20 protein-coding genes and 1 pseudogene are annotated in these 21,838 nt (G+C 60.9%); 13 read left to right on the forward strand and 8 right to left on the reverse strand.

Annotation, left to right across the window (positions count from 1 at the left end; all coding sequences use genetic code 11):
• Positions 1–94: 94 nt before the first annotated feature.
• Positions 95–1,567: an AMP nucleosidase gene (gene amn, locus AB4N84_RS14120; protein WP_167362105.1), complete on the forward strand. Its 1,473-nt coding sequence runs from the start codon at positions 95–97 to the stop codon at positions 1,565–1,567.
• A gap of 76 nt (positions 1,568–1,643) precedes the next feature.
• Positions 1,644–2,276, forward strand: a complete 633-nt coding sequence (locus AB4N84_RS14125) for a pseudouridine synthase (RefSeq protein WP_460046771.1) — start codon at positions 1,644–1,646, stop codon at positions 2,274–2,276.
• Positions 2,277–2,440: 164 nt separating this feature from the next.
• Here the strand turns inward: AB4N84_RS14125 and AB4N84_RS14130 are convergent, their stop codons facing one another.
• The 3 genes from AB4N84_RS14130 to AB4N84_RS14140 all read right to left on the reverse strand — a co-directional run bounded on the left by AB4N84_RS14130 (position 2,441) and on the right by AB4N84_RS14140 (position 4,091).
• Positions 2,441–2,647, reverse strand: a complete 207-nt coding sequence (locus tag AB4N84_RS14130) for a DUF2788 domain-containing protein (RefSeq protein WP_074757056.1) — start codon at positions 2,645–2,647, stop codon at positions 2,441–2,443.
• Between the two features lie 56 nt (positions 2,648–2,703).
• Positions 2,704–3,183, reverse strand: a complete 480-nt coding sequence (locus AB4N84_RS14135; protein ID WP_274135417.1) for an Lrp/AsnC family transcriptional regulator — start codon at positions 3,181–3,183, stop codon at positions 2,704–2,706.
• 167 nt (positions 3,184–3,350) lie between these two features.
• Positions 3,351–4,091 carry a hypothetical protein gene (locus AB4N84_RS14140; protein WP_460046772.1) on the reverse strand — a complete coding sequence of 247 codons (741 nt, stop codon included), beginning with the start codon at positions 4,089–4,091 and terminating at the stop codon, positions 3,351–3,353.
• Between AB4N84_RS14140 and AB4N84_RS14145 the strand changes: the two genes are divergently transcribed.
• Positions 4,041–4,829: a DUF6515 family protein gene (locus AB4N84_RS14145; protein ID WP_460046773.1), complete on the forward strand. Its 789-nt coding sequence runs from the start codon at positions 4,041–4,043 to the stop codon at positions 4,827–4,829. The genes AB4N84_RS14140 and AB4N84_RS14145 overlap by 51 nt on opposite strands.
• A gap of 367 nt (positions 4,830–5,196) precedes the next feature.
• On the opposite strand, the gene AB4N84_RS14150 is transcribed toward AB4N84_RS14145, so the two are convergent.
• Positions 5,197–6,102: a cation diffusion facilitator family transporter gene (locus AB4N84_RS14150; protein ID WP_074757062.1), complete on the reverse strand. Its 906-nt coding sequence runs from the start codon at positions 6,100–6,102 to the stop codon at positions 5,197–5,199.
• A 31-nt stretch (positions 6,103–6,133) separates the two neighbouring features.
• A complete protein-coding gene (locus tag AB4N84_RS14155) occupies positions 6,134–6,559 on the reverse strand; it encodes a polyribonucleotide nucleotidyltransferase (RefSeq protein ID WP_074757064.1) in 426 nt (141 codons plus the stop codon).
• A 142-nt stretch (positions 6,560–6,701) separates the two neighbouring features.
• Between AB4N84_RS14155 and hrpB the strand changes: the two genes are divergently transcribed.
• A complete protein-coding gene (gene hrpB / locus AB4N84_RS14160) occupies positions 6,702–9,233 on the forward strand; it encodes an ATP-dependent helicase HrpB (RefSeq protein ID WP_460046775.1) in 2,532 nt (843 codons plus the stop codon).
• A gap of 414 nt (positions 9,234–9,647) precedes the next feature.
• Here the strand turns inward: hrpB and AB4N84_RS14165 are convergent, their stop codons facing one another.
• Both AB4N84_RS14165 and AB4N84_RS14170 read right to left on the reverse strand, forming a co-directional pair.
• A complete protein-coding gene (locus tag AB4N84_RS14165; RefSeq protein WP_460046777.1) occupies positions 9,648–10,739 on the reverse strand; it encodes an endonuclease/exonuclease/phosphatase family protein in 1,092 nt (363 codons plus the stop codon).
• A gap of 9 nt (positions 10,740–10,748) precedes the next feature.
• A complete protein-coding gene (locus AB4N84_RS14170) occupies positions 10,749–11,408 on the reverse strand; it encodes a YciC family protein (protein ID WP_460046778.1) in 660 nt (219 codons plus the stop codon).
• Between the two features lie 192 nt (positions 11,409–11,600).
• Between AB4N84_RS14170 and AB4N84_RS14175 the strand changes: the two genes are divergently transcribed.
• The 9 genes and pseudogenes from AB4N84_RS14175 (at position 11,601) to lapD (ending at position 20,659) form a co-directional block, all read left to right on the forward strand.
• Positions 11,601–12,404, forward strand: a complete 804-nt coding sequence (locus AB4N84_RS14175) for a DUF2076 domain-containing protein (RefSeq protein ID WP_460046779.1) — start codon at positions 11,601–11,603, stop codon at positions 12,402–12,404.
• A 279-nt stretch (positions 12,405–12,683) separates the two neighbouring features.
• Positions 12,684–13,163, forward strand: coding sequence for an NYN domain-containing protein (locus AB4N84_RS14180; RefSeq protein WP_081569331.1), 480 nt, complete (start codon positions 12,684–12,686; stop codon positions 13,161–13,163).
• Between the two features lie 130 nt (positions 13,164–13,293).
• Positions 13,294–13,908, forward strand: coding sequence for a 3'-5' exonuclease (locus AB4N84_RS14185; RefSeq protein WP_074757076.1), 615 nt, complete (start codon positions 13,294–13,296; stop codon positions 13,906–13,908).
• 125 nt (positions 13,909–14,033) lie between these two features.
• Positions 14,034–14,933: a drug/metabolite exporter YedA gene (gene yedA / locus AB4N84_RS14190; protein ID WP_074757078.1), complete on the forward strand. Its 900-nt coding sequence runs from the start codon at positions 14,034–14,036 to the stop codon at positions 14,931–14,933.
• 47 nt (positions 14,934–14,980) lie between these two features.
• On the forward strand, positions 14,981–16,318 hold the full coding sequence (locus AB4N84_RS14195) for a DEAD/DEAH box helicase (RefSeq protein ID WP_460046781.1): 1,338 nt from the start codon (positions 14,981–14,983) through the stop codon (positions 16,316–16,318).
• 146 nt (positions 16,319–16,464) lie between these two features.
• Entirely contained in the window at positions 16,465–17,370 is a 906-nt protein-coding gene (gene rfbD / locus AB4N84_RS14200; protein ID WP_460047019.1) for a dTDP-4-dehydrorhamnose reductase, read from the forward strand.
• Positions 17,367–17,720, forward strand: a pseudogene (locus AB4N84_RS14205) (sugar phosphate nucleotidyltransferase); the annotation flags it as partial. The gene rfbD and the pseudogene AB4N84_RS14205, both read left to right, overlap by 4 nt.
• Before the next feature lie 273 nt (positions 17,721–17,993).
• Positions 17,994–18,689 carry a cysteine protease LapG gene (gene lapG, locus AB4N84_RS14210; protein ID WP_074757086.1) on the forward strand — a complete coding sequence of 232 codons (696 nt, stop codon included), beginning with the start codon at positions 17,994–17,996 and terminating at the stop codon, positions 18,687–18,689.
• Between the two features lie 8 nt (positions 18,690–18,697).
• Positions 18,698–20,659 (forward strand): cyclic di-GMP receptor LapD, encoded by a 1,962-nt coding sequence (lapD, locus tag AB4N84_RS14215; RefSeq protein ID WP_460046782.1) that lies wholly within the window; start codon positions 18,698–18,700, stop codon positions 20,657–20,659.
• A 767-nt stretch (positions 20,660–21,426) separates the two neighbouring features.
• Here the strand turns inward: lapD and AB4N84_RS14220 are convergent.
• Positions 21,427–21,765: a tryptophan synthase subunit beta gene (locus AB4N84_RS14220; RefSeq protein WP_460046783.1), complete on the reverse strand. Its 339-nt coding sequence runs from the start codon at positions 21,763–21,765 to the stop codon at positions 21,427–21,429.
• Positions 21,766–21,838: the final 73 nt, after the last annotated feature.

The raw sequence follows: 21,838 nt of genomic DNA on the forward strand, positions 1-21,838 counted from the left end.
CGGAGGTTACGACGGTCGCGAAGCGGTGTTCCTGACACAACTCGTGCCTTCCCCTTCCGTTGCAGGCAAGATGGAGCCTTGCAAGATCAGAAGGATGCGCATCGTGACTGAAGCTTTTATTGTCGTAGAAACCGCCGAGCAAGCTGTGGACCGGCTTGCCGAGCTGCACGGACGTGCAACCACAGCCTTGAGCCAGGCGCTCAAGCGTTATCTCAAAGACCGCGTCGAGCCCGACGCCGTTGAGCGCAAGCTGTTCCGCTACCCCGAATTACGCCTGACCTATCACTGTCACGGCGAAGTGCCGCTGACCACGCGCGCCTATGCCAAGGTTCAACTGCCAGGCACCTACAGCGTCACCGTGACCCACCCGGCAGCCTTCCGTAAATACCTGATCGAACAGCTCGTGCCGCTGATGAACGATTTCACCGTGACGGTGGAAGTCGGCGTCAGCGAGCAGAACATTCCTTACCCCTACGTGGTCGAGCAGGGCGACGAACTGGCCGGCACAGGCGTGACCGCCGCGACGCTGGCGCGGGTGTTCCCGAGCACCGACCTGTCCGCGGCCACCGACGGCATCGCTGACGGCCTGTACGACTGGGCCAACACCGATCCGCTGCCGCTGGCGCTGTTCGACGCCGCCCGTGTCGACTTCTCGCTGCGTCGTCTGGTGCATTACACCGGCAGCGACTGGCGCCATGTTCAGCCGTGGATCCTGCTGACCAACTATCACCGCTACGTCGACCAGTTCATCGTTCACGGGCTTGAGAAACTGCGCGACGACCCGCGCTTCGTGAAAATGGTGCTGCCGGGCAACGTCGTCGTCGACAAGAGCATGGATTACGGCGAGGCTCAGGCCATCGTTTCGAGTGTAGTCTGGCACCGCTACCAGATGCCGGCCTATCACCTGATTGCTGAAGACGGTCATGGCGTGACGCTGGTCAACATCGGTGTCGGTCCGTCCAACGCCAAGAACATCACCGACCACCTGGCCGTATTGCGTCCGCATTGCTGGCTGATGATCGGTCACTGCGGCGGCTTGCGTCAGTCGCAGACCATTGGCGACTACGTGCTGGCCCACGCCTACATGCGCCGCGACGGTATTCTTGACCGCGTGTTGCCGCCGAACATCCCGATCCCCGCGCTGGCGGAAGTGCAGCTGGCGTTGCAGGAGTCTGCGGCGCAGATTACCGGCGAGCGTGGCGACGACCTGAAGAAACGCCTGCGCACCGGCACCGTGCTGACCTACGACGACCGCAACTGGGAGCTGCGCTGGGCTCAGGAACGACCGCTGATCAACCTGTCGCGCGCGGTCGCCGTGGACATGGAAAGCGGCACCATCGCCGCTCAGGGTTATCGTTTGCGCGTGCCGTACGGGACGCTGCTTTGCGTGTCGGACAAGCCGCTGCACAGCGAAATCAAGCTGCCGGGTTCGGCAAATGCCTTCTATGAGCGCGCGGTCACCCAGCATCTGAAGATCGGCATCGCGGCGCTGGACCTGATGCGGACCCAGCTGAATTCGTTGCACTCGCGCAAACTGCGCAGCTTCGACGAGCCGCCGTTCCGTTAATCGGCTAGGCGTTTAGCGAAAGGGCCACTAAAGTGGCCCTTTCTGTTTTCGCTTACCTCCGTCAGTCTGAGCCCACATGCCTCGCACTCAACGTCCCGCCTCGCGCCGTCCCGCGCCCAATGCCTCTGCTACACCCCGTCGTGTCGCCAAGGCGCCTCCCGCCGAACCACGATTGGTTCTGTTCAACAAACCGTTCGACGTGCTGACCCAGTTCAGCGATGGAGAAGGGCGGGCCACGCTCAAGGATTTCATCGACATCCCCGGGATTTACCCGGCAGGCCGGCTGGATCGCGACAGTGAAGGCCTGTTGCTGCTGACTAACGATGGGCAGTTGCAGGCGCGCATTGCCGACCCCAAACACAAACTGGCCAAAACGTACTGGGTGCAGGTCGAGGGCGAGCCGTCGGAAGCACAGCTGCAACAGCTGCGCGACGGCGTCGAACTGAACGACGGCCCGACGCTACCGGCGCAGGCGCGACTACTGGATGAACCAGAGCTGTGGCCGCGCAACCCGCCGGTCCGCTTTCGCAAGAGCGTGCCGACTAGCTGGCTGGAGTTGATCATCAAGGAAGGGCGTAATCGGCAGGTACGCCGAATGACTGCGGCCGTTGGGTTGCCGACGTTGAGGCTGGTGCGTGTGCGCATTGGCGACTGGAGCATCGAGGGGCTGGATCAAGGGCAGTGGAAGGAAGTGCCGGCAAAACTGTAGGCCTTGGGCTCAGCATTCGCCGAAAATCCCGCGCTGGGTGCGAACCCTTGTAGGAGCGCGCTTGCCCGCGATTGCCATCTGTCAGTTACCGATGATGTCGCTCATATTCCGCTATCGCGGGCAAGCGCGCTCCTACAAAAAACAGACTGTCGGCGCTAACGACTTCAGCCATGCTGCTCAAGGTAGGCAATCACCACGCTCTTGATCACGAACGCCAACACCCCAAGGCCCAGGACACCGAACAGGATCATCGTGCCAAAGCGTCCGGCTTTGGATTTCTTCGCCAGGTCCCAGACGATGAAACACATGAAGCCGATCAGTACGGTGACCAGAATGGTCATCATCCATTCTTCGAACACTTCGGGTTCCATCGGGCGTCTCCGGTGAGTCGGTATGACTGGCGATTATAGGTCTGTCGGGTTGCGCGTCAGCTGCGCAGATGCACCAAGGGCAGCTCGGTGCTGGCCAGCACTTGATTGAGCACGAAGCTTGAGCGCACGCTGGTCACGCCATCGATGCGGGTCAGGTGGCCGAGCAGAAATTTCTGATAGTGATCCATGTCCGGCACCACGACCTTCAGCTGATAGTCGGCATCGATGCCGGTGACCAGACTGCACTCCAGCACTTGCGGGAGGTTGCGGATGTGCTGTTCGAAGTTCTCGAAGCGGTCGGGCGTGTGTCGGTCCATGCCGATCAGCACATACGCCGTCAGGCTCAGCCCCAGTTTTTTGCGATCGAGCAGGGCGACCTGGCGCACGATATAGCCGTCGTCTTCCAATTGTTTAACCCGGCGCGAACAGGGCGAGGGAGAAAGACCGATGCGTTCGGCCAGCTCCTGATTGGAAATACGCGCGTCGCGTTGCAGCTCCGCCAAAATGCTCAGGTCATATCTGTCGAGCTTGCTCACGATTGACACCTTTATTGGATAGATTGCGCTGAATTATTCATCCGAAGTGAAAAATTGCGCAAGTGGTGTTTTCGCCAGCAACATTAGCAATCCTCTGTCGCCCGTCAAAGCCTATTCTTTTAACCAGAATCACTGCCCGGACACAGCGTCCAGCGCGGCCCGCCGAATCAGGCCAGCCGCGGCCTCCAGCCCAACAGGGTTGACCAGGCCACCGGGCTACGCACTGTCCAGAAGACGATGCGAGGTGAGCCGGCGTCAAAAGCGTCGAGCCAGGACGAAGTATTCAAGAGAGGGCCCATGAGCCCTCTTTTTTTGTGCCTGCGATTTCTAGCGAGCGGTTCGGCACAGAGCCATCGCATCGGGCGCACGCGCACGCCTACAGTTTCATCCGGCACGCTGATAGAGTGCGGCGAACGGCGCACCCAGAATGCAGTCCTATCAACAGGTATCCGCGCCGCAGTGAGGAAAGCATGAACATGCGCATCTGGCGTTTGGCAGGTGTCAGTCTTTTGGCCTTGAGCATCAGTGCTCAAGTGCTGGCCGACGATAATAATCAGCAGCAACAGCAACAACACAATGAGCAGCGTCAGCAACAGCAGCGTAGCTTCGATAATCAGCGTCAGCAGCAACAGAACCAGCAACGCAGCTTCAATGAAGATCGCCAGCAGAATCAGCAGCGCGAACAACAGCAGCAACAGCAGCAACAACAACGCCAGCAGCAACAGCAGCAGTACCAGCAGCAACGCCAGCAGGAGCAACTCAACCAGCAGCGCCAGATTCAGCAGAACCAGCAGCAGCGCTTCGATCAGCAGCGTCAGCAGCAGGAGCGCGAGCGCAATCAGCAACAACAGCAGCAGATGCAACAGCAGCAGCGTCAGGAGCAGCTTCAGCAGCAGCAACGCCAGCAACAACAGCAGTTGCAGCAGCGCCAGTTACAGGACCGCCAGGGCAATCTGCCGATCCAGAGTCGGCCCGACACCGTGCGTCAGACCGAACAGCCGCGCCAGGGTTTTTACCGCGACCTCCCGCGCGACCAGCAACCCCATGGAAACTGGCAGGCCGGTCGGCCGGGTGGTCATGGCGACGGTTGGGGCGGCGGACCGCGCTATCGCCCTGGTTATGAAATAGACCGTATGCCGGGTGGCTATTCCCGCGTGCCCTATCGCGGCAACGACTACTTCTACTCGGGTGGTTATTGGTATCGCCCGCAAGGCCCCCGTTATGTCGTGGTCGCTCCGCCCCGTGGGGTTCGGGTGCGTTATCTGCCTGACTATGCGCAGCAGGTCTGGTTAGGCAGCGCGCTGTTCTTCCTCGCCGCTGGCACCTATTACACCTATGAGCAAAGCACGCAGGAATACGTGGTCGCCGAACCGCCGCAGGGCGTCGAGCCGGTGTACAGCCCGGAAACCCTGCCGCAACCGCCTCAGCAGCCCACCGACCCGTTCGACGTGGTTGCGTATCCGGCCAATGGCCAGACGCAGCAGCAGGTCGAGCAGGATCGTTATGACTGTTACCGCTATGCCGTGCAGCAGAGCAACTTCGATCCGGCCAACGCAAGCTATCAACCCGCACCCGAAGTCGTCGGCATTTACCGGCAAGCGATGGCGGGATGTTATGCGGGCCGTGGGTACAGCGTTCAGCAGTAGGACTAAGTCACTCCTACAGGTTGTGTCCATGCCGCAAAGCTTCGGATCACCGCAATCCCTGTAGGAGCAGTCCGAGGTTACGAGGGCCGCGAACGCGGTGGGTCATTCAGCATTGCCGTCGACTGACATACCGCAATCGCGGGCAAGCGCGCTCCTACAGTGTCAGCGTCGTCCCCAAGTCTTCGGAACACCGCAATCCCTGTAGGAGCAGTCCGAGTTTACGAGGGTCTGGGCCGCACTCGGACGAACGCGGTGGGTCACTCATCATCAATGTCGATGACCCACCGCCTCCGTCGGAATGCCGCCCAGACCAACCTCGCACCCACAGGTCAGCAGTCAGATCAGCAAGTGGTCACCGCGCCGCAACTCAATTCAACACAGGACTGTTCGCCCTGTTCACCACTTCCTGAGGGTCGGCGTGCACCAGCACTTCGGACTTCGGGAATTCAGCCATGATCGCCCGTTCAACCTGCTCACACAGATCGTGCGCCACGGAGAGTGTCAACTCGCCGGGCAACTCAAGGTGCAACTGCACGAACCAGTGATTGCCCGAGATTCGGGTGCGCAGATCATGGGCGCCGAGCACGCCCGGTACGTTCTGTGCCAGGTCCAGCATGCGAGCGCTGACGCTGGGATCAAGCTCGGCATCCATCAGCACCGAGATGGTTTCCCGTGCAATCGAGATCGCGCTCCACAGGATGTACACCGCGATGACCAGGCCGAAATACGCATCCAGCTGGTCATAGCCGAAATACGCCAGGCCCAGCGCAACCATGATGCTGGCATTCAGCAGCAGGTCGGAGCGGTAATGCAACGAGTCGGCGCGAATAGCCGCAGAGCCGGTTTCCTTCACGACTTTGTGCTGGAACATCAGCAGCATCACCGTGAGGGCGATCGACAGCACCATCACCAGAATACCCAGGCCCGGCGCGCCCAACGGTTGCGGATGCTGAATGCGTTCAATGGCCTGAAAGCCGATCAGGAAGGCGCTGACCGCAATGAACAGCGCCTGAGCCATGCCTGACAACGCTTCGGCCTTGCCGTGCCCGTAACGGTGGTCGTCATCGGCGGGACGCAGCGCGTAATGCACAGCCAGCAGATTGAGAAACGAGGCCGCGCCATCGAGCAGCGAATCCGTCAGGCCCGCGAGCAGGCTGACCGAGCCGCTCAGCCACCAGGCCACGGCCTTGGCGACGATCAGAATACTGGCGACGGCCAGCGAGGCCCGCGTCGCCAGACGCAATAACCGGGCGTGTTCAGGGCTACTGCTCATGGCGCTTCCTTAAATGACAGCATTGAAATCATCAGGCCGACGGCACCAGGCCCAGCGATGCGAGTTGCTCGGTGCTGCCTTTGTGCTGGATCAAGCGTGGGTCGTCCAGTGGCAACGTACGGCCCAGCTCAGTCTGGATGATGGCTTGCAGTTTGGCGTTGTCCACCGTGCCGTCAGCGCGCACCGCAGGCTGCAGCTTTTGCGGATCGATCTGCGCTTGCTTGCCGCTCGGCAAGTAGATGGCGCCCGTGGCGAAGTCGACCGCAAAGGCGATCACGCCGGGAATGATGTAGAACAGCAGGCCGATGGCGTCGAGCACGACGATGGCGGGGTCCATTCTGCCGCTGCCTTGAATCTGACCGCGGCGGTCAGGGTAGAAAATGCTGCCGCAGGCGGTCAGTTGGGTCAGCAGGCTGGCGATCAGAACACCGCCGATCAAACGGGAAGGGATGCGCATGGAGATCTCCTCAGAGGAAGTCGCAACTATACAAGGCAAATGCCTAATCAATAAGACTATCCAACCGAAGAGACGGTTCTGTGGCTGGGTAAACAAACCGCGACGTGCGTCCGTATAATCGCGGTCTGTTTCAGGAGCCCTCATGATTTCTCTGCCCATTGATGCCGTCCTGCCTGCGTTGCGCCAGGCCCTTGCCGACCGTGACGATGCCGTCCTGGAAGCGCCACCCGGCGCGGGCAAGACCACCCGCGTGCCGCTCGCGCTTTTGCACGAGTCGTGGCTGGCAGGGCAGACGATCCTGATGCTCGAGCCCCGACGCCTTGCGGCCAGGGCGGCGGCGGAGCGGCTGGCGTCGGAGTTGGGCGAGCAGGTCGGGGAAACCGTGGGTTACCGGATTCGCCTCGACAGCAAGGTCGGGCCCAACACCCGCATCGAAGTCGTGACCGAAGGCATTCTCACGCGCCGCCTGCAGGAAGACCCGTCGCTTGAGGGCGTCGGATTGCTGATTTTCGACGAATTTCACGAACGGAGTCTCGATGCCGACCTGGCATTGGCGTTGAGTCTTAACGGCCGTGCGCTGTTCAGGGACGAGCAGCCGCTGAAAATTCTGCTGATGTCGGCGACGCTGGAGGGTGAACGGCTGTCGAGTCTGCTCGATGACGCGCCAGTGGTCAGCAGCGAAGGGCGGATGTTCCCGGTGTCGATGCAGTGGGGCCGTCCCTTCCAGCCGGGCGAGTTCATCGAACCGCGCGTGGTGCAAACGGTGCTCGACGCGCTGGGCAATGAGTCCGGCAGTGTGCTGGTGTTCCTGCCAGGGCAGGCGGAGATTCGCCGGGTCAATCAGCAATTGGCCGACGCGCTGGGCGAGCGTAGCGATGTCATGCTCTGCCCGCTGCATGGCGAGCTGGACCTGAGCGCGCAGCGCGCGGCGATCGAACCGGCGCCCAGCGGCAAACGCAAGGTGGTGCTGGCGACCAACATCGCCGAAACCAGTTTGACCATTGACGGCGTGCGCGTCGTGATCGATGCCGGCTTGGCGCGCGTGCCGCGTTTCGATCCGGGCAGTGGCATGACGCGACTCGACACGCAGCGCATCTCCCGGGCCAGCGCGACGCAACGGGCTGGCCGTGCAGGCCGTCTGGAGCCGGGCGTGTGTTATCGCCTGTGGTCTGAAGCGCAGCATGAACAGCTCGCGGCCTACGGTGCGGCGGAAATCCTGCAAGCCGACCTCGCGGGCCTGGCGCTGCAACTGGCACGCTGGGGCGTTGAGCCTGCGCAGTTGGTCTGGCTGGACGTGCCACCGGCAGCGGCTTATGCGCAGGCGCAGGATCTACTCGGTCGCCTTGGCGCCCTGAGCCGCAAGCCGGGTGAAGACTACACACTCACGCCGCACGGCCAGTCGATGGCGGAATTGCCCGCCCACCCTCGCATCGGGCATTTATTGCTTCGCGGGCAGGAGCTGGGTCTGGGGCCATTGGCGTGCGACGTCGCCGCGTTACTGGGCGAGCGCGACATCCTGCGTGGCGCGGGCGCCGACCTGCACAGCCGCCTGACCTTGCTCGCCGGGACAGAACGGGCAACCCGAGGGGCGCAAGGTGGCGTGCAACGGGCGAAGCAGCTGTCCAGGCAGTATCGCGGTTATCTCAGAGGGGCCGCGAAAACACCCGTGACCGATCCGGACCATCCCCGCTGGCTCGGCGCCTTGCTGGCGCTGGCGTACCCCGACCGGGTGGCGAAACAGCGTCGAGCAGGCGGCGCCGAATACCGCCTGGCTAACGGGCGGGCGGCGCTGTTCTCGGAACCCGATGCGCTGATGAAAGAGCCCTGGTTGGTGATCGCGGACCTGGGCAGTCGTCAGGGGCAGAAAGAAGAACGTATTTACCTGGCGGCCGAGTTCGATCCTGCGCTGTTCGATTCAGTGCTGGCGGAGCAGGTCACCTCATTTGATCAGCTGGACTGGGACGAACGCGAAGGCGTGTTCAGGGCCGAGCGGCAACGTAAGGCGGGCGAGTTGATCATCAGTCGCGAGCCGCTGACAGGGCTGGACGATTCTGCCCGGGGTCAAGCGCTGCTGGCGCTGGTGCGGCGCAAAGGGCTGGAGCTTTTGCCATGGACGCCAGAGTTGCGTCAGTGGCAGGCGCGAGTAGGGTTGCTGCGTCATCTGGACCTTGAGCAACAGGGCAGCAGCGAATGGCCGGACGTCAGCAACTCGGCGCTGCTGGAGAGGCTTGAACATTGGTTGCTGCCGTATCTGGGCAAGGTCACGCGGTTGAGTCATTTCGGCAATCTGGACCTGTCGTCGATCCTGCACAACCTGTTGCCCTGGCCCTTGCCGCAACGGCTGGACGAACAGGCCCCGCATCATTTGAGCGTGCCGTCCGGCTCGTCAGTGCGTCTGGACTACAGCGAATACCCGCCGATTCTGGCGGTCAGGCTGCAGGAGCTGTTCGGCCTGTCCGACACCCCGCGCATCGCCAACGGCCGACAGATCGTCAAACTGCACCTGCTGTCTCCCGCACGGCGCCCGGTGCAGGTGACGCAGGATCTGGCCAACTTCTGGCGCAGCACCTATGCGGAGGTGAAGAAGGATCTCAAAGGTCGGTATCCAAAGCACTACTGGCCGGACGATCCCTTGATCGCAGAGCCGACCGCGCGGGTGAAGCCGAGGAAATAGAGTCGGAGGCGGCCGTCGGCTTTTGATTCCGCCCGACGGGTGTGGGACTTGGTCTCACCCTCAGTCCGCTTCTGCCGGGCACCGGCAGATCGTCGGCAAGCCGGACTGCGGCCTACGGCCAGAATCAAAAGCATATGGCCGCAAAACGGCGTCTGCCCGGAGGGCGTAGGAGCGTGGCTTGCCCCGCGATCTGCCGGGAACCGGCAGCAAACCCGGCTGATGCGGTCTAGCTGACCCACCGAGTTGCCTGACGTTACTGCCGCTTCGCGCCAGATCGCGGGACAAGCCACGCTCCTACGCCCTGAGGGCAGCATCAAAGCCTCCAGAAGAGGCTGCACATGTGGTGTGAGGAAGACAGTTGCTACGGCCTCGGGCCAGAATCAAAGCAGTCGCCGTCAACCGTCAACAGGCCATCTACTGCCCCGCAGGCAAAAGGAACCGTGCGATCACCGGCAGGTGATCGGAAATCAGCAAGGTGTCCGCCTGACGAACCTGGGCGTCGATGCGCTTGAGCGTCGGGCTGTAGAAGAGGTAATCCTGCGTGCGATCAGGCCCGCTCACGCGTGGGTCGTTGGGGAAACGGGTGTACCACTTGCGCGGTTCGTCTCCGTTGACATCTTCGTTGCTCGGGATCATCGGGTACTGATCCCACAGGGTGTGCAGCTCGCTGTCCGGGGCGTAATGCTCGCGCTGCCCGGCCGGCAGACGTTGATACTGACCTTGGGGCAGCAGGTTGAAGTCGCCACCGCTGATCCATGGCGTACCTGCATGCTCGAACGTATTCAATAACTGAGTCGTGGCCGCGACCTGACGCTGCACGGTGTCGTCGCCTGGCTTGAAATCACCCAGATGGGTATTCACCACCGCCAGATGCTTGCCATTGCTCAGTGGCAGATAGCTCACCAACAGCGCACGCTTGGGTTCGAATTGTCGCCCGATCAGATTGCCGTCCGGCGAAGGCAGTTGCAGGCGTTCGGCCTTGTCTATTTGAAAGCGGCTTAACGTGGCCAGCTTGGTGCCGACGCTGCCATAAATGTGGCTGTCCGGCACGAAGTCGGATTTCCAGTAGAACGCCTCGGTGCTGCACGGGTAAAGGTCCGTCACCCGCTCCTGCAGCAGCGCCAGTTGGTTTACGTAGTCGGTGTTCTTGGCGCCGTCATCGACTTCCTGCAACAGCACGATGTCCGGCTGTTCGTCACGAAGCACCCGCGCGACTTCGTCCAGGTTATAGGCGATGTCTTCCGGGGTGGGACGTTCGTCCGGGCCGCTGCCGTCTGCCATGTCGTACCAGAACACATAGCGTTTGCCCGCCAGGTACTGAATGTTCCAGGTCATCACCTTGAGCGCCTGGCCAGGCACCAGCGTCGGCGGCGCTGCGTCTTTGGCATTGCAGCTGACCGGCATGCGCTCATGCCGGGCGGGATGCCAGGTCACTTCGTAGATCAAGCCGGCCATCAATGCGGCAAGCAGGGCAAGGCAGATGGCAGCGCGCAATAACCGGGACATCGGCGTTCCTCAGGCCGGCTGCGCGGGCTCGTCGATCAGCATGAACAGGCGGAACATCACCACACTGATGAACAGCTGCAGGAAGCTGGAAACGCTGTCGACGATCAGCGACAGCAGCGGGCTTTGTTGGTCGGGCAGTACGTAGAAGCTCAGCCCCTCGAGCACCGACAGCGGAATGTAGACGAACAGCACGCAGACCAGAATCCGGACCACGTGGCCCTTGCTCATCTTGAAGCTTTCACGCATCGCCTCCAGCGGGCCGAGGCCGCGCAGCACCAGCAGGTATTCGGAGAACACCAGCTTGATCATGACCCAGACGCCAGGAACGATGAACAGTGAAAGGCCCGCCATGATCAGCAGGGTGCTCAAGGCTGTCAGCACCGCAAAGGTCGGCCACATGCGCAGCGTCGCCGCCAGCAGATTGCGCTTGGCAGGTTCTTCGCCCCGGCTTTTCGCGTCCAGAAACAGAATCAGCGCGCCGGTGTACAGCGGATAGAACAGCAGGCCGATCAGCAATTGCCAGCTCGCCGATCCATCGCCCGCCGCGCTGCCCAGCAACTGTTTGGTCAGTGCCTCAAGGATCACCAGCGGCAGGCACAACGTCAGAATGCTGGCGAAATTACGCCGGAAGAAATACAGCGAGTCTTGAATGATGGTCAGAGGATTCATGAAGGCTTCACAGGGAAAAAGCAGGCCGACACTTTAACGTAGAGCCGGTGAGCGGGCCAACGTGACACACGTCTTCAAGGGTTCTTAACTTTTTTTACATCCTATTGAAACGCCCTTGAAACGCCCCATTACTGTTTATGTCTGACACTGTGGTCAGTCACAGAATTCCTACGGCAATCTAACGAGGTCGCCATGAACAGCGAAGAGCAAACCCTGATCGACGGCTTGTTTACCAAACTCAAGCAAGCAGAAACCGATTCGGCCCCCCGCGACGCCCAGGCCGAGGCGCTGATCAAGGAGCACCTGACCCGGCAGCCTACCGCACCTTATTACATGGCGCAGGCGATCCTGGTCCAGGAAGTTGCGCTCAAACAGATGGAAGCGCAAAACCGTCAACGCGACGAGCAGATCCAGCAATTGCAGGCCGAACTCCAGCGTGCCAAGGCGCAGACCGCGCCGGCTCAGGGCGGTGGCGGGTTTCTGTCGAGCATCTTCGGCGGGGGTTCTCGCGAGCCACAGGCGCAACAGCCCGCCTCGTCGTTCTCACGTCCGTCCAGTCCGCAGCCCTCTGCAGGTGGCTGGCGTGACAGCGGCCCTGCCAGCCCTCCACCGTATAACGCACCTGCGCAGGGCAACTATGCCCAGCCGCAACAACAGGCGCCTGCTGCGCCAATCGGCAGTGGCTTCCTGGGCGGCGCGCTGAAAACCGCAGCCGGCGTGGCCGGCGGTGTGATGCTGGCAGAAGGTATCAGCAGCCTGTTCCACCACAACAGCCAGCCTCAGGAAGTTGTCGAGATCATCGAACAACAGCCTGCCCAGCCGGCGGCCGAAAGTGATTTCGGCAATGGCAACAGCGGCGGTTGGGGGGACGATCAGCAACGCGTGACCAGCAATGATGGCTGGGGGAATGACTCAGGCGGTTTTGCCGATACCGATTACGGCAACGGCGACAGCGGCGGCCTGTTTGGCGGCGATGACGACGATTCCTACGTTTGATTTGTGATTCAAACCGCATGCGGTCTGCCTGACCGCACGCGGACCACTGTGGGAGCGAATTCATTCGCGAAAAATACCCCAGGCGCCGCGGTTATGTTGCCGGGCCTGGCCTATCGCGAATGAATTCGCTCCCACAGGTTTTGGTTCGCAGCTCAATTCTGCGTTGATGTGTACTCCCCATTTAATACTGAAGTCTTCAATCCCCTCCTCAAACTGGCATACTGAGCGCCGGTCCGGCTGTCGGACCATCGTCGCTTGTCAGCGCATCGAGGAGTTCGGGTGAGAAGAATCGCGGTGTTCGCCGACGTACAGAACCTGTATTACACCGTGCGTCAGGCTCATGGTTGCCACTTCAACTATGCCGCTCTGTGGGCGGACATCAGCCAGCGCGGCCAAATCGTCGAGGCTTATGCGTACGCCATCGACCGTGGCGACAGCAAGCAGCAGCAATTCCAGCAGATCCTTCGCAATCTCGGCTTCACCGTCAAACTCAAACCCTACATCCAGCGCAGCGATGGCTCGGCCAAGGGCGACTGGGACGTGGGGATCACCATCGACATCATGGACGTCGCGCCGAACGTCGACGAAGTTGTGCTGGCCTCCGGCGACGGCGATTTCGACCTGTTGCTTGAGCGCATCATCAGCAAGCACGGCGTCGAAGCCGTGGCCTATGGCGTACCGGGCCTGACCGCCAATTCCCTGATCCGCGCGGCCAGTCGGTATGTGCCGATCGAAGGCGGGTTGCTGCTCAAAAGCTGAGCATCGAACTGTAGGAGCGCGCTTGCCCGCGAAATCGTTGGCATGGCTGATAACTCTCTATCGTTTGTTCCATTTTTCGCGGGCAAGCGCTCCTACAGGCTATCGAGTCATTTGAAGAAAGGTTTACACCATGCTTGAACGCATCGCCGTCATCGACTTTGAAACCACCGGCATCTCCCCGAGCAGCAGTTGCCGGGCCACCGAGATTGCCGTGGTGATCATGGAGCAGGGCGTTATCGTCGAGCGTTATCAGAGCCTGATGAACGCTGGCGTGCGTATTCCGTCGTTCATCGAGTCGCTGACCGGCATCAGCAACAGCATGCTGCGCACGGCGCCACCGGCCGAGCGCGTCATGAATGAAGTCGCCGAGTTCGTCGGCCTGACCCCGTTGGTCGCCCACAACGCCTCCTTCGACCAGAAGTTCTGGGATTTCGAACTCTCACGCATCAAACGCAATCGTGAACAAAGCTTTGCCTGCTCAATGCTGCTGGCGCGACGCCTGATGCCCGGCGCGCCGAATCACAAGCTCGGCACATTGACGAGCTGGGCTGGCCTGCCGCACACAGGGAAGGCTCACCGGGCCATGGCCGATGCCGAGATGGCGGCCAATCTGACGGCGCACTTGAGCCATGAACTGCGCAATACCCACGGCATTGCCGGTGTCTCCCATCAACTGCTGTGCACACTGCAAAAAGTCCCGGCTAAGAAAATGGCCGAAGCGATCAGCAAACATCGTGGCGCGTGATGCCTGATGTATTGCTGCTGTGTAAAAAGTGTACGGGTCGAATAAACCTCAGTTGTTACTGACATTGTCCGGGCCGACATTTTTAGAATCATTCCAATAATAAATTCTTAGCCCTCGAGCCCCTCATGCCTGCTTCCCGCCGTTTTCCCTTGCTCCTCATCGGCGCCTTTTTCGCGCTTTACGTGATCTGGGGGTCAACGTACCTGGCCATTCGCATCGGTATCGAAACCTGGCCACCGCTGATGATGGCCGGTGTTCGCTTCACGATTGCCGGGTCGATCTTGTTCGCGTTCATGCGCTGGCGCGGTGCGCCGATGCCGACCTGGCAGCAATGGAAGGCGGCCGCGATGATCGGTTTCCTGTTGTTGGCCTGCGGCAATGGCGCCGTGACCCTGGCCGAACATGCCGGGGTCGCCTCCGGTGTCGCGGCCTTGGCGGTGGCCGTGGTGCCGTTGTTCACGTTGCTGTTTGGCCTGATCTGGGGTCATCGCAACACACGGCTGGAATGGGCGGGGATCGTGCTGGGTCTGATCGGTATCGCGCTGCTCAACCTGGGATCGAACCTGCAAGCCAGCCCGATGGGCGCGGCTCTGGTGATTTTCGCGGCCGCCACGTGGTCCTTCGGTTCGGTGTGGAGTCGCTATCTGCCGTTGCCGGCCGGGCCCATGGCCAGCGCCTGCGAAATGTTGGTTGCCGGGGCCATGATGCTGATCGGCAGCTACGTCAGCGGCGAGCGCATGACCCAGTCGCCCGGCATGTCCGGCTGGCTGGTGATGGCGTATCTCGTGGTGTTCGGCTCCATCGTCGCGTTCAGCTCTTATATGTACTTGCTGAAGAACGTGCGGCCCGCCGCGGCCACCAGTTACGCCTACGTCAACCCGGCGGTTGCCGTTCTGTTGGGCATGCTGTTCGCCGACGAGCACATCGGCCCGGCCGAGGCGGCGGCGATGGCCGTGATCATCAGCGCCGTGGTGTTGATCGGCTTGCCACAGTGGCGCAAGCAGAACCCGGTGCAAACCGGGTAAACTGCGCGCCATTGCGCAACGCACGACCCTTTTCCAACGGTATACACATGACATTCGCCTCTCTCGGCCTGATCGAACCCTTGCTGCGCGCGCTTGAAGCGCTTGGCTACCAGACGCCTACCCCCGTTCAGGCCAAGGCGATTCCGCCGGTGCTGGAAGGCCGCGACCTGATGGCGGCCGCACAGACTGGCACCGGCAAGACCGCAGGCTTCGCCTTGCCGCTGCTGCAACGCCTGACCATGGAAGGCCCGAAAGTCGCTGCCAACTCCGTGCGCGCGCTGGTGCTGGTGCCGACCCGCGAGCTGGCCGAGCAGGTTCACGAAGCGATCCGCCAGTACGCCGAACACCTCCCGCTGACGACCTATGCGGTCTACGGCGGCGTGAGCATCAACCCGCAGATGATGAAGCTGCGCCGCGGCGTCGACGTCCTGGTGGCAACGCCGGGACGTCTGCTCGACCTGTATCGCCAGAACGCGGTGAAGTTCTCTCAGGTTCAAACCCTGATCCTCGACGAAGCGGACCGCATGCTCGACCTCGGCTTCTCCGAAGAGCTGCGCGATATTTATGCCGCGCTGCCCAAGCGTCGGCAGACCCTGCTGTTCTCCGCAACCTTCTCCGACTCGATCCGCGCGCTGGCCGGGCAGATGCTCGACAACCCGCTGAGCATCGAAGTCAGCCCGCGCAACGTGGCGGCGTCCTCGGTCAAGCAATGGGTCGTGACCGTCGACAAGAAGCGCAAAAGCGAGCTGTTCATTCACTTGCTGAAAAAACAGCGCTGGAGCCAGGTGTTGGTGTTCGCCAAGACCCGCGTGGGCGTCGATCAGCTGGTCGAACGCCTGCAAGGCCTGAGCATCAACGCCGACGGCATCCACGGCGACAAACCGCAAGCGACACGCCAGCGCGCGCTTGATCGTTTCAAGGCCGGTGAAGTGCAGATCCTCGTCGCCACCGACGTGGCCGCGCGCGGTCTGGACATCGACGACCTGCCGACCGTGGTCAACCTCGACCTGCCAATCGTCGCCGAAGACTACATCCACCGCATTGGCCGTACCGGTCGTGCGGGCCAGACCGGCGAAGCGATTTCGCTGGTGTGCGCTGACGAAGTCGAACTGCTCAGCGCCATCGAAGTGCTCACGCGTCAGACCCTCCAGCGCCGTGAAGAACCCGACTTCATCCCCGAACACCGCGTCCCGGCGACCGACGCAACCGGCCAGATCCTCAAGAAACCGAAAAAGCCGAAGAAACCGAAAGTCAGCGGCGGTGGCGGTAAACGCAACCTGGGCAAATGGGTCGAAAGCGGAGAAACCGTGGCTGAAGCGCCAGCTGCGAAGCCTGTGAGGAAAGTGCCGGCTTTCAATACGGGGCCGAGGAAGCGTAAGCCTTAATGCTAAAAAAGCAGGTAAAAAGGGCCGCTTGTTGGATGGTCTTTTTGTTCACAAGTCACTTGATCGAAGCGTTATGACTTACACGTGAAGAGCAGGAGCTAGCAATGATGGATCGACAAGAACTACTCAGCGCGCGCAAACACGGCATGAAGATTCTCCTGCTGGGCAAAAACGGCCAGGTGGGCTGGGAGCTGCAACGCGCGCTGAACGTGCTCGGTGAGGTCATCGCCCTGGATCGTCACGTCGCCCCGACGGCTTATGGCCCGCTTGCTGGCGATCTGTCGGATCTGGCTGCACTGCGTGAAACCATTCGTCGTGTTGCCCCGGACGTCATCGTCAATGCGGCAGCCTACACCGCCGTCGACAAGGCCGAGACGGAGCGCGAGCTTGCGCACACGGTCAATGCGCTGGCGAGTCAGGTGATGGCTGAAGAGGCCAAACGCCTTGATGCTCTGCTCGTGCATTACTCCACCGACTACGTGTTCGACGGCACTGGCACCGAGCCCTGGAAAGAAACCGACGCCGTTGCCCCGGTGAATTACTACGGCGCAACCAAGCTGGAAGGCGAGCAACTGATCCTTGCGTCCGGATGCAAGCATCTGATCTTCCGTACCAGCTGGGTCTATGCGGCACGCGGAAATAATTTCGCCAAGACCATGCTCCGGCTGGCAAAGGACCGCGAGACGCTGAATGTCATTGCCGATCAGATCGGGGTGCCTACAGGTGCTGATCTTTTGGCCGATATCGCTGTAGCTGCTCTGCAGAAGGCGTTGGTAAATCCTGAGCTGTGCGGGATTTACCATCTTGCACCCGCAGGCGAAACCTCTTGGCATGCCTACGCGACATTTGTGATTGAGTTTGCACGCTCAAACGGTGAACAGCTGGCGGTGAACGCGATCAACCCTATTGCGACGACGGCATACCCGACGCCTGCCAGCAGGCCGTTGAATTCGCGTCTTGCTACGGAAAAGCTCCGCGATTCTTTCTCTTTACACTTGCCGGACTGGCAAAGTGGTGTGACCCGAATGCTTATGGAAGCTCTGAACAAATGAACACGGCCAATCGCAAGGGCATCGTTCTGGCCCGCGTTTGCGCTTGGCGTCTCCAAGCAAATGCTGCCAATTTACATAAACCGATGATCTTATTTGCTCTCGGTGCTGGTGCTGACGGGGATGCGTGAGATCCTGATGATCTCCACGCCGGAAGTTTTGCCTTGTTTTCGCAAACTGCGAGGGGAGGTTAGCCACCACGTCAGCTGACTCATGCCGATCGGAAGGGCCCGGACGGCTTCGCGCAAGTATTCATCATCCGTGAAACGTTCATCCGCAAAGATCCGAGCTGGCTGATTGTGGGTGACGACATTTGCTACGGCCAGCCCTTCCAGCTGAGGTCTGCGCCGTCACCTCGGTCCTTTTCCGTAAGCTGGGTTTTCAAGAGAATCTTCGCTGGTAAAAACGCGACATTTTAACCTCCGGACTACCTTGCGTCAGCCTTCAGTTTGTTACTCGCGGAGTTGATAAAAATTAACGGCTGGCATTTTGACTACATGGTCATTAAACGCAAGCCCGTTTAGCGGGTAATAAGCGCTCAGTGATCTCATCACGCCATTGTCTTTCCCCTTCCAACCCGTCACCATCGCTTTCCGGTTATCCGTTTGCCTGATGGACTAGACGAATTGGCAGTACGTTCAGCTCACAAGCGCCCTGGTTTTTGGTTGCTTCTGGCGCTTGCACTGACGTGCACGGCGTGTGCGAGCTATCTGAATGCCGATTGGGACTTTTCCCTGATCAGTCGTCGGGCCGAGGCGCTGTATGGGCCGTTGGGGGCGGGGAAGCAGCGCATTGATGCGTGGCAGAATCTGCTTTCGACCGAGAAGCAGATCAGCGAGCTGGACAAGCTGACGGTGGTGAACCAGTTCTTCAACAAGCAGATGCGCTATGAGGAAGACATCGACCTGTGGCACGAGGTCGATTATTGGGCGACGCCGATCGAATCGCTGATCAAGGGCGCAGGCGATTGTGAAGACTACGCCATCGCCAAGTATTTCAGCCTGCGCCGTCTGGGCGTTCCCAGCGAGAAGCTGCTGATCACGTACGTCAAGGCACTGCGCCTGAACCGGGCGCACATGGTGCTGACCTATTATTCGAGCCCGAACGCGATGCCGTTGGTCCTCGACAGCCTTATCAATGAAATCAAACCCGCCAGCGAGCGACAGGATCTGTTGCCGGTGTATGCCTTCAACGCTGAAGGCCTGTGGCTGCCGGGTGCGCAAGGCAATAAAAAAGTGGGCGATACCAAGCGTCTGTCCCGGTGGCTGGACGTGCTGAAGAAAATGAACGCCGAAGGCTTCCCGGCCGAGCCTGCGAATTAGGAGTACTGATGTCTCTGTTCAAACAGCTGTTGATCGCTATCTGTCTGTTTCTGGTGGTCGCGTTTGCGGGCAGCTTTGTTGTCAGTCTGGAAAGCTCGCGTGCGCAGTACGTGAACCAGTTGCGCTCCCATGCCCAGGATGCCGCGACGTCGCTGGCGTTGTCGCTGACCGCCAACATCGACGACCCGGCGATGGTTGAGCTGATGGTGACGTCGATCTTCGACAGCGGTTACTACGCCAGCATCCGTGTGGTGGACCTGGCCTCCGATGCGGTGATCGTGGAGCGCAGTGCGACGCCGGACAATCAGGGCGTGCCGCAGTGGTTCATCAACGCGATCGGGCTGGAGCCAGCAGGCGGCGAGGCTATTGTGAGCAAGGGCTGGCAGCAGACCGCGCGGGTCGAGGTGGTGAGCCATCCGATGTTCGCGCTGGCGAAGTTGTGGCAGAGCGCGCTGGGCAGTCTCGGCTGGTTGCTGGCGTGTGGCGTGGTGAGTGCGGTCCTGGGCGCCTTGCTGCTCAAGCGTCGGTTGCAGCCGCTCGATGACATGGTGGCGCAGTCTCATGCCATCGGTCGCCGGGAGTTCACCACCATCACCGAACTGCCACGCACGCCGGAGCTGCGTCGGGTCGTTCAGGCGATGAACCAGATGGTCGAGAAGCTCAAGGCGTTGTTTCAGGAAAGCACCGAGCGCAGCGAAAAGTTGCGTCGTGATTCGTACCACGACAGCCTGACCGGGTTGTCCAACCGCCGTTATTTCGACATGCAGCTTAAGGCGCATGTGAGTCATCAGGAAGAGGAGCGATCCGGTTACCTGTTGCTGTTGCGTGTGCAGGACCTGGCGGGGTTGAACCTGCGTCTGGGCGGCAAGCGTACCGATGCGTTGTTGATCGCTGTTGCGCAACTGCTGCTCAAGCATTGCGATAAATACCCTGAAACCCGCAACCTTATTAGTCGCTCACGCGGTGGTGAGTTCGCGGTGCTGGCGCCGGGAATGGATCGTGATGAAGCGCTCGAGTTGGCGCGCGATCTGGAACAGGCGCTGCGCGCATTGGGCGAAACGGGCGCTTGCGACGTGTCACCTGTCGCTCACATGGGCTTGGCGCCTTACGCCCCGGGCGATGCCCCGCTGAGCTTGCTGGGCCTCGCGGATCAGGCGCTTTCCCTGGCCGAAACCCAAGGCGAACAGACCTGGAGTTGCGTGGAGGATGGCGCGGTCAAGAGCACCGGTGACGATGAGCACACCTGGCGTCGGGTGCTGGATCATGCGTTGACCACCGGCGGCTTCGAGCTGTTCTTCCAGCCGGTGGTCGAAACTGGCAATACCGGACGGGTGCTGCATTACAAGGTGCTGTCGCGACTGGTCAATGAGCAGGGCGAGGCCATTGCGGCGGGGCGCTTTCTGCGCTGGATCGAGCGCTTTGGCTGGTCGAGCCGGCTGGATCTGCTGATGCTCAAACAGGTATTGGCGCACCTGCAGACCCACGATCAATCGCTGGCCTTCAACCTGTCCGCGGCGACACTGAACGATGCGGTCGCGTTGAATCAGGTGTTCGACGCCCTGCGTCAGCATCCGAAGCTGGCGGGTCGTTTGACCTTCGAAATCGGAGAGGAACAGTTGCCTGAGCAGGCGGTGCTGGAAAAGTTGACCCGTCGTTTGCAAGAGGCCGGCTTTACGCTGGCGCTGCAACGGTTCGGCGGGCGTTTCAGCATGATCGGCAACCTGGCGCATCTGGGCCTGGCCTACCTGAAGATCGACGGCAGCTATATCCGGGCCATCGACGAAGAAAGCCACAAGCGCCTGTTCATCGAAGCGGTGCAGCGTGCGGCGCACAGTATCGACCTGCCACTGATCGCCGAACGTGTGGAAACCGAGGGCGAACGTCAGGTGATTGCCGAGATGGGCATTGAAGGGGTGCAGGGGCAGTTGATCGGCGAGCCGGCGCCGTGGAAGTCATCAGCAGTTCGCTAAAGCTGTAGGAGCGTGGCTCGTCCCGCGATCTGACGCGAAGCGGCAGTAAATCTGGTGAGTGCGGTTCACCTGACACTGCCAAGGCGCATGGTTTTACTGCTGCTGCGCAGCAGATCGCGGGACAAGCCACGCTCCTACGGTTTTGATCGTTCCCGCGCTCTGCGTGGTAACGCAGGGATTGACGCTCCGCGTCACTGTGGACGCAGAGCGTCTTGCCAGGCATTCCCACGCGGAGCGTTGGAGCGATCAAAGTCCAGACGCCGCGTTACATCAGGTAAACCGCATTCTCTGGGTTTGCTGCCGGTTCCCGGCAGATCGCGGGCAAGCGCGCTCCTACACCTTGCGGGTAAACGCCGCCGAGGGGCGCGCAGGTGGCGCAATGAATACAGTTGCTGCCCTGCGGGCAGAAGCCGGATTGCGGCCCGCCCCACGGCCTGCGGCAGAAGCAGAACAGTGACATGCCGAGGGGCTTTTGATTCTGCCGAAGGCGTAGGAGCGCGCTTGCCCGCGATCTGGCGCGCAGCGGCAGCAAATCCAGACGCCGCGTTGTATCAGGCATACCGCGTTCGCTGGTTTTGCTGCCGGTTCCCGGCAGATCGCGGGCAAGCGCGCTCCTACATCTGTAGATCGTTCCCGCGCTTCGCGTGGTGACGCAGGGATTGACGCTCCGCGTCACTGTGGACGCAGAGCGTCTTGCCAGGCATTCCCACGCGGAGCGTTGGAACGATCAAGGAAACCAAGGGTTAAGGGTTTAACCAGGGACAGGGTTAAATCAGCCGCGTTTCATCATCGTTGATCAGGTCGCTCAGGCCGCCCAGTGTTTCACGGGCCTGATTACGGTCCATCAACTTTGCCTGCGCGGCGGCAGGCAGATCAGTGACGTTGAGGATGCCTTTGCTGGTCAGCACCTGAATCAAGTCGTCGAGTACACGGATCATCTCCATGTCGCTCAACTTCAGTTGATTCAGACTCTTTTCCACCACTTCGTTGGCAAACCAGGCCTGGATTTCATGATCGTCGGCGGGTAGTTGCCCGGTCGCTTCGGCAAACGACGTCGCCTCTACCCGAACAAGCACTCCACCTGCATCGCGCTGAACGTAAAACATGGCTCATTCCTCAATGAATGCAAAGGCTGGCAGCCATCGGTGACGGCTGCCAGCACAGTACATCAGCTCTCGC

It is taken from the genome of Pseudomonas sp. S2_H01, from assembly GCF_054668305.1.

Bases quoted from the DNA above. Each gene is read 5' to 3' on its own strand.
- AB4N84_RS14185 (WP_074757076.1), top strand. From the start codon at position 13,294: ATGCTTGAACGCATCGCCGTCATCGACTTTGAAACCACCGGCATCTCC.
- AB4N84_RS14125 (WP_460046771.1), top strand. From the start codon at position 1,644: ATGCCTCGCACTCAACGTCCCGCCTCGCGCCGTCCCGCGCCCAATGCC.
- AB4N84_RS14145 (WP_460046773.1), top strand. From the start codon at position 4,041: ATGCAACAGCAGCAGCGTCAGGAGCAGCTTCAGCAGCAGCAACGCCAG.
- lapD (WP_460046782.1), top strand. From the start codon at position 18,698: ATGTCTCTGTTCAAACAGCTGTTGATCGCTATCTGTCTGTTTCTGGTG.
- AB4N84_RS14170 (WP_460046778.1), bottom strand. From the start codon at position 11,408: ATGAATCCTCTGACCATCATTCAAGACTCGCTGTATTTCTTCCGGCGT.
- hrpB (WP_460046775.1), top strand. From the start codon at position 6,702: ATGATTTCTCTGCCCATTGATGCCGTCCTGCCTGCGTTGCGCCAGGCC.
- AB4N84_RS14165 (WP_460046777.1), bottom strand. From the start codon at position 10,739: ATGTCCCGGTTATTGCGCGCTGCCATCTGCCTTGCCCTGCTTGCCGCA.
- yedA (WP_074757078.1), top strand. From the start codon at position 14,034: ATGCCTGCTTCCCGCCGTTTTCCCTTGCTCCTCATCGGCGCCTTTTTC.
- AB4N84_RS14150 (WP_074757062.1), bottom strand. From the start codon at position 6,102: ATGAGCAGTAGCCCTGAACACGCCCGGTTATTGCGTCTGGCGACGCGG.
- AB4N84_RS14155 (WP_074757064.1), bottom strand. From the start codon at position 6,559: ATGCGCATCCCTTCCCGTTTGATCGGCGGTGTTCTGATCGCCAGCCTG.
- AB4N84_RS14130 (WP_074757056.1), bottom strand. From the start codon at position 2,647: ATGGAACCCGAAGTGTTCGAAGAATGGATGATGACCATTCTGGTCACC.
- amn (WP_167362105.1), top strand. From the start codon at position 95: ATGCGCATCGTGACTGAAGCTTTTATTGTCGTAGAAACCGCCGAGCAA.
- AB4N84_RS14175 (WP_460046779.1), top strand. From the start codon at position 11,601: ATGAACAGCGAAGAGCAAACCCTGATCGACGGCTTGTTTACCAAACTC.
- AB4N84_RS14220 (WP_460046783.1), bottom strand. From the start codon at position 21,765: ATGTTTTACGTTCAGCGCGATGCAGGTGGAGTGCTTGTTCGGGTAGAG.
- AB4N84_RS14195 (WP_460046781.1), top strand. From the start codon at position 14,981: ATGACATTCGCCTCTCTCGGCCTGATCGAACCCTTGCTGCGCGCGCTT.
- rfbD (WP_460047019.1), top strand. From the start codon at position 16,465: ATGAAGATTCTCCTGCTGGGCAAAAACGGCCAGGTGGGCTGGGAGCTG.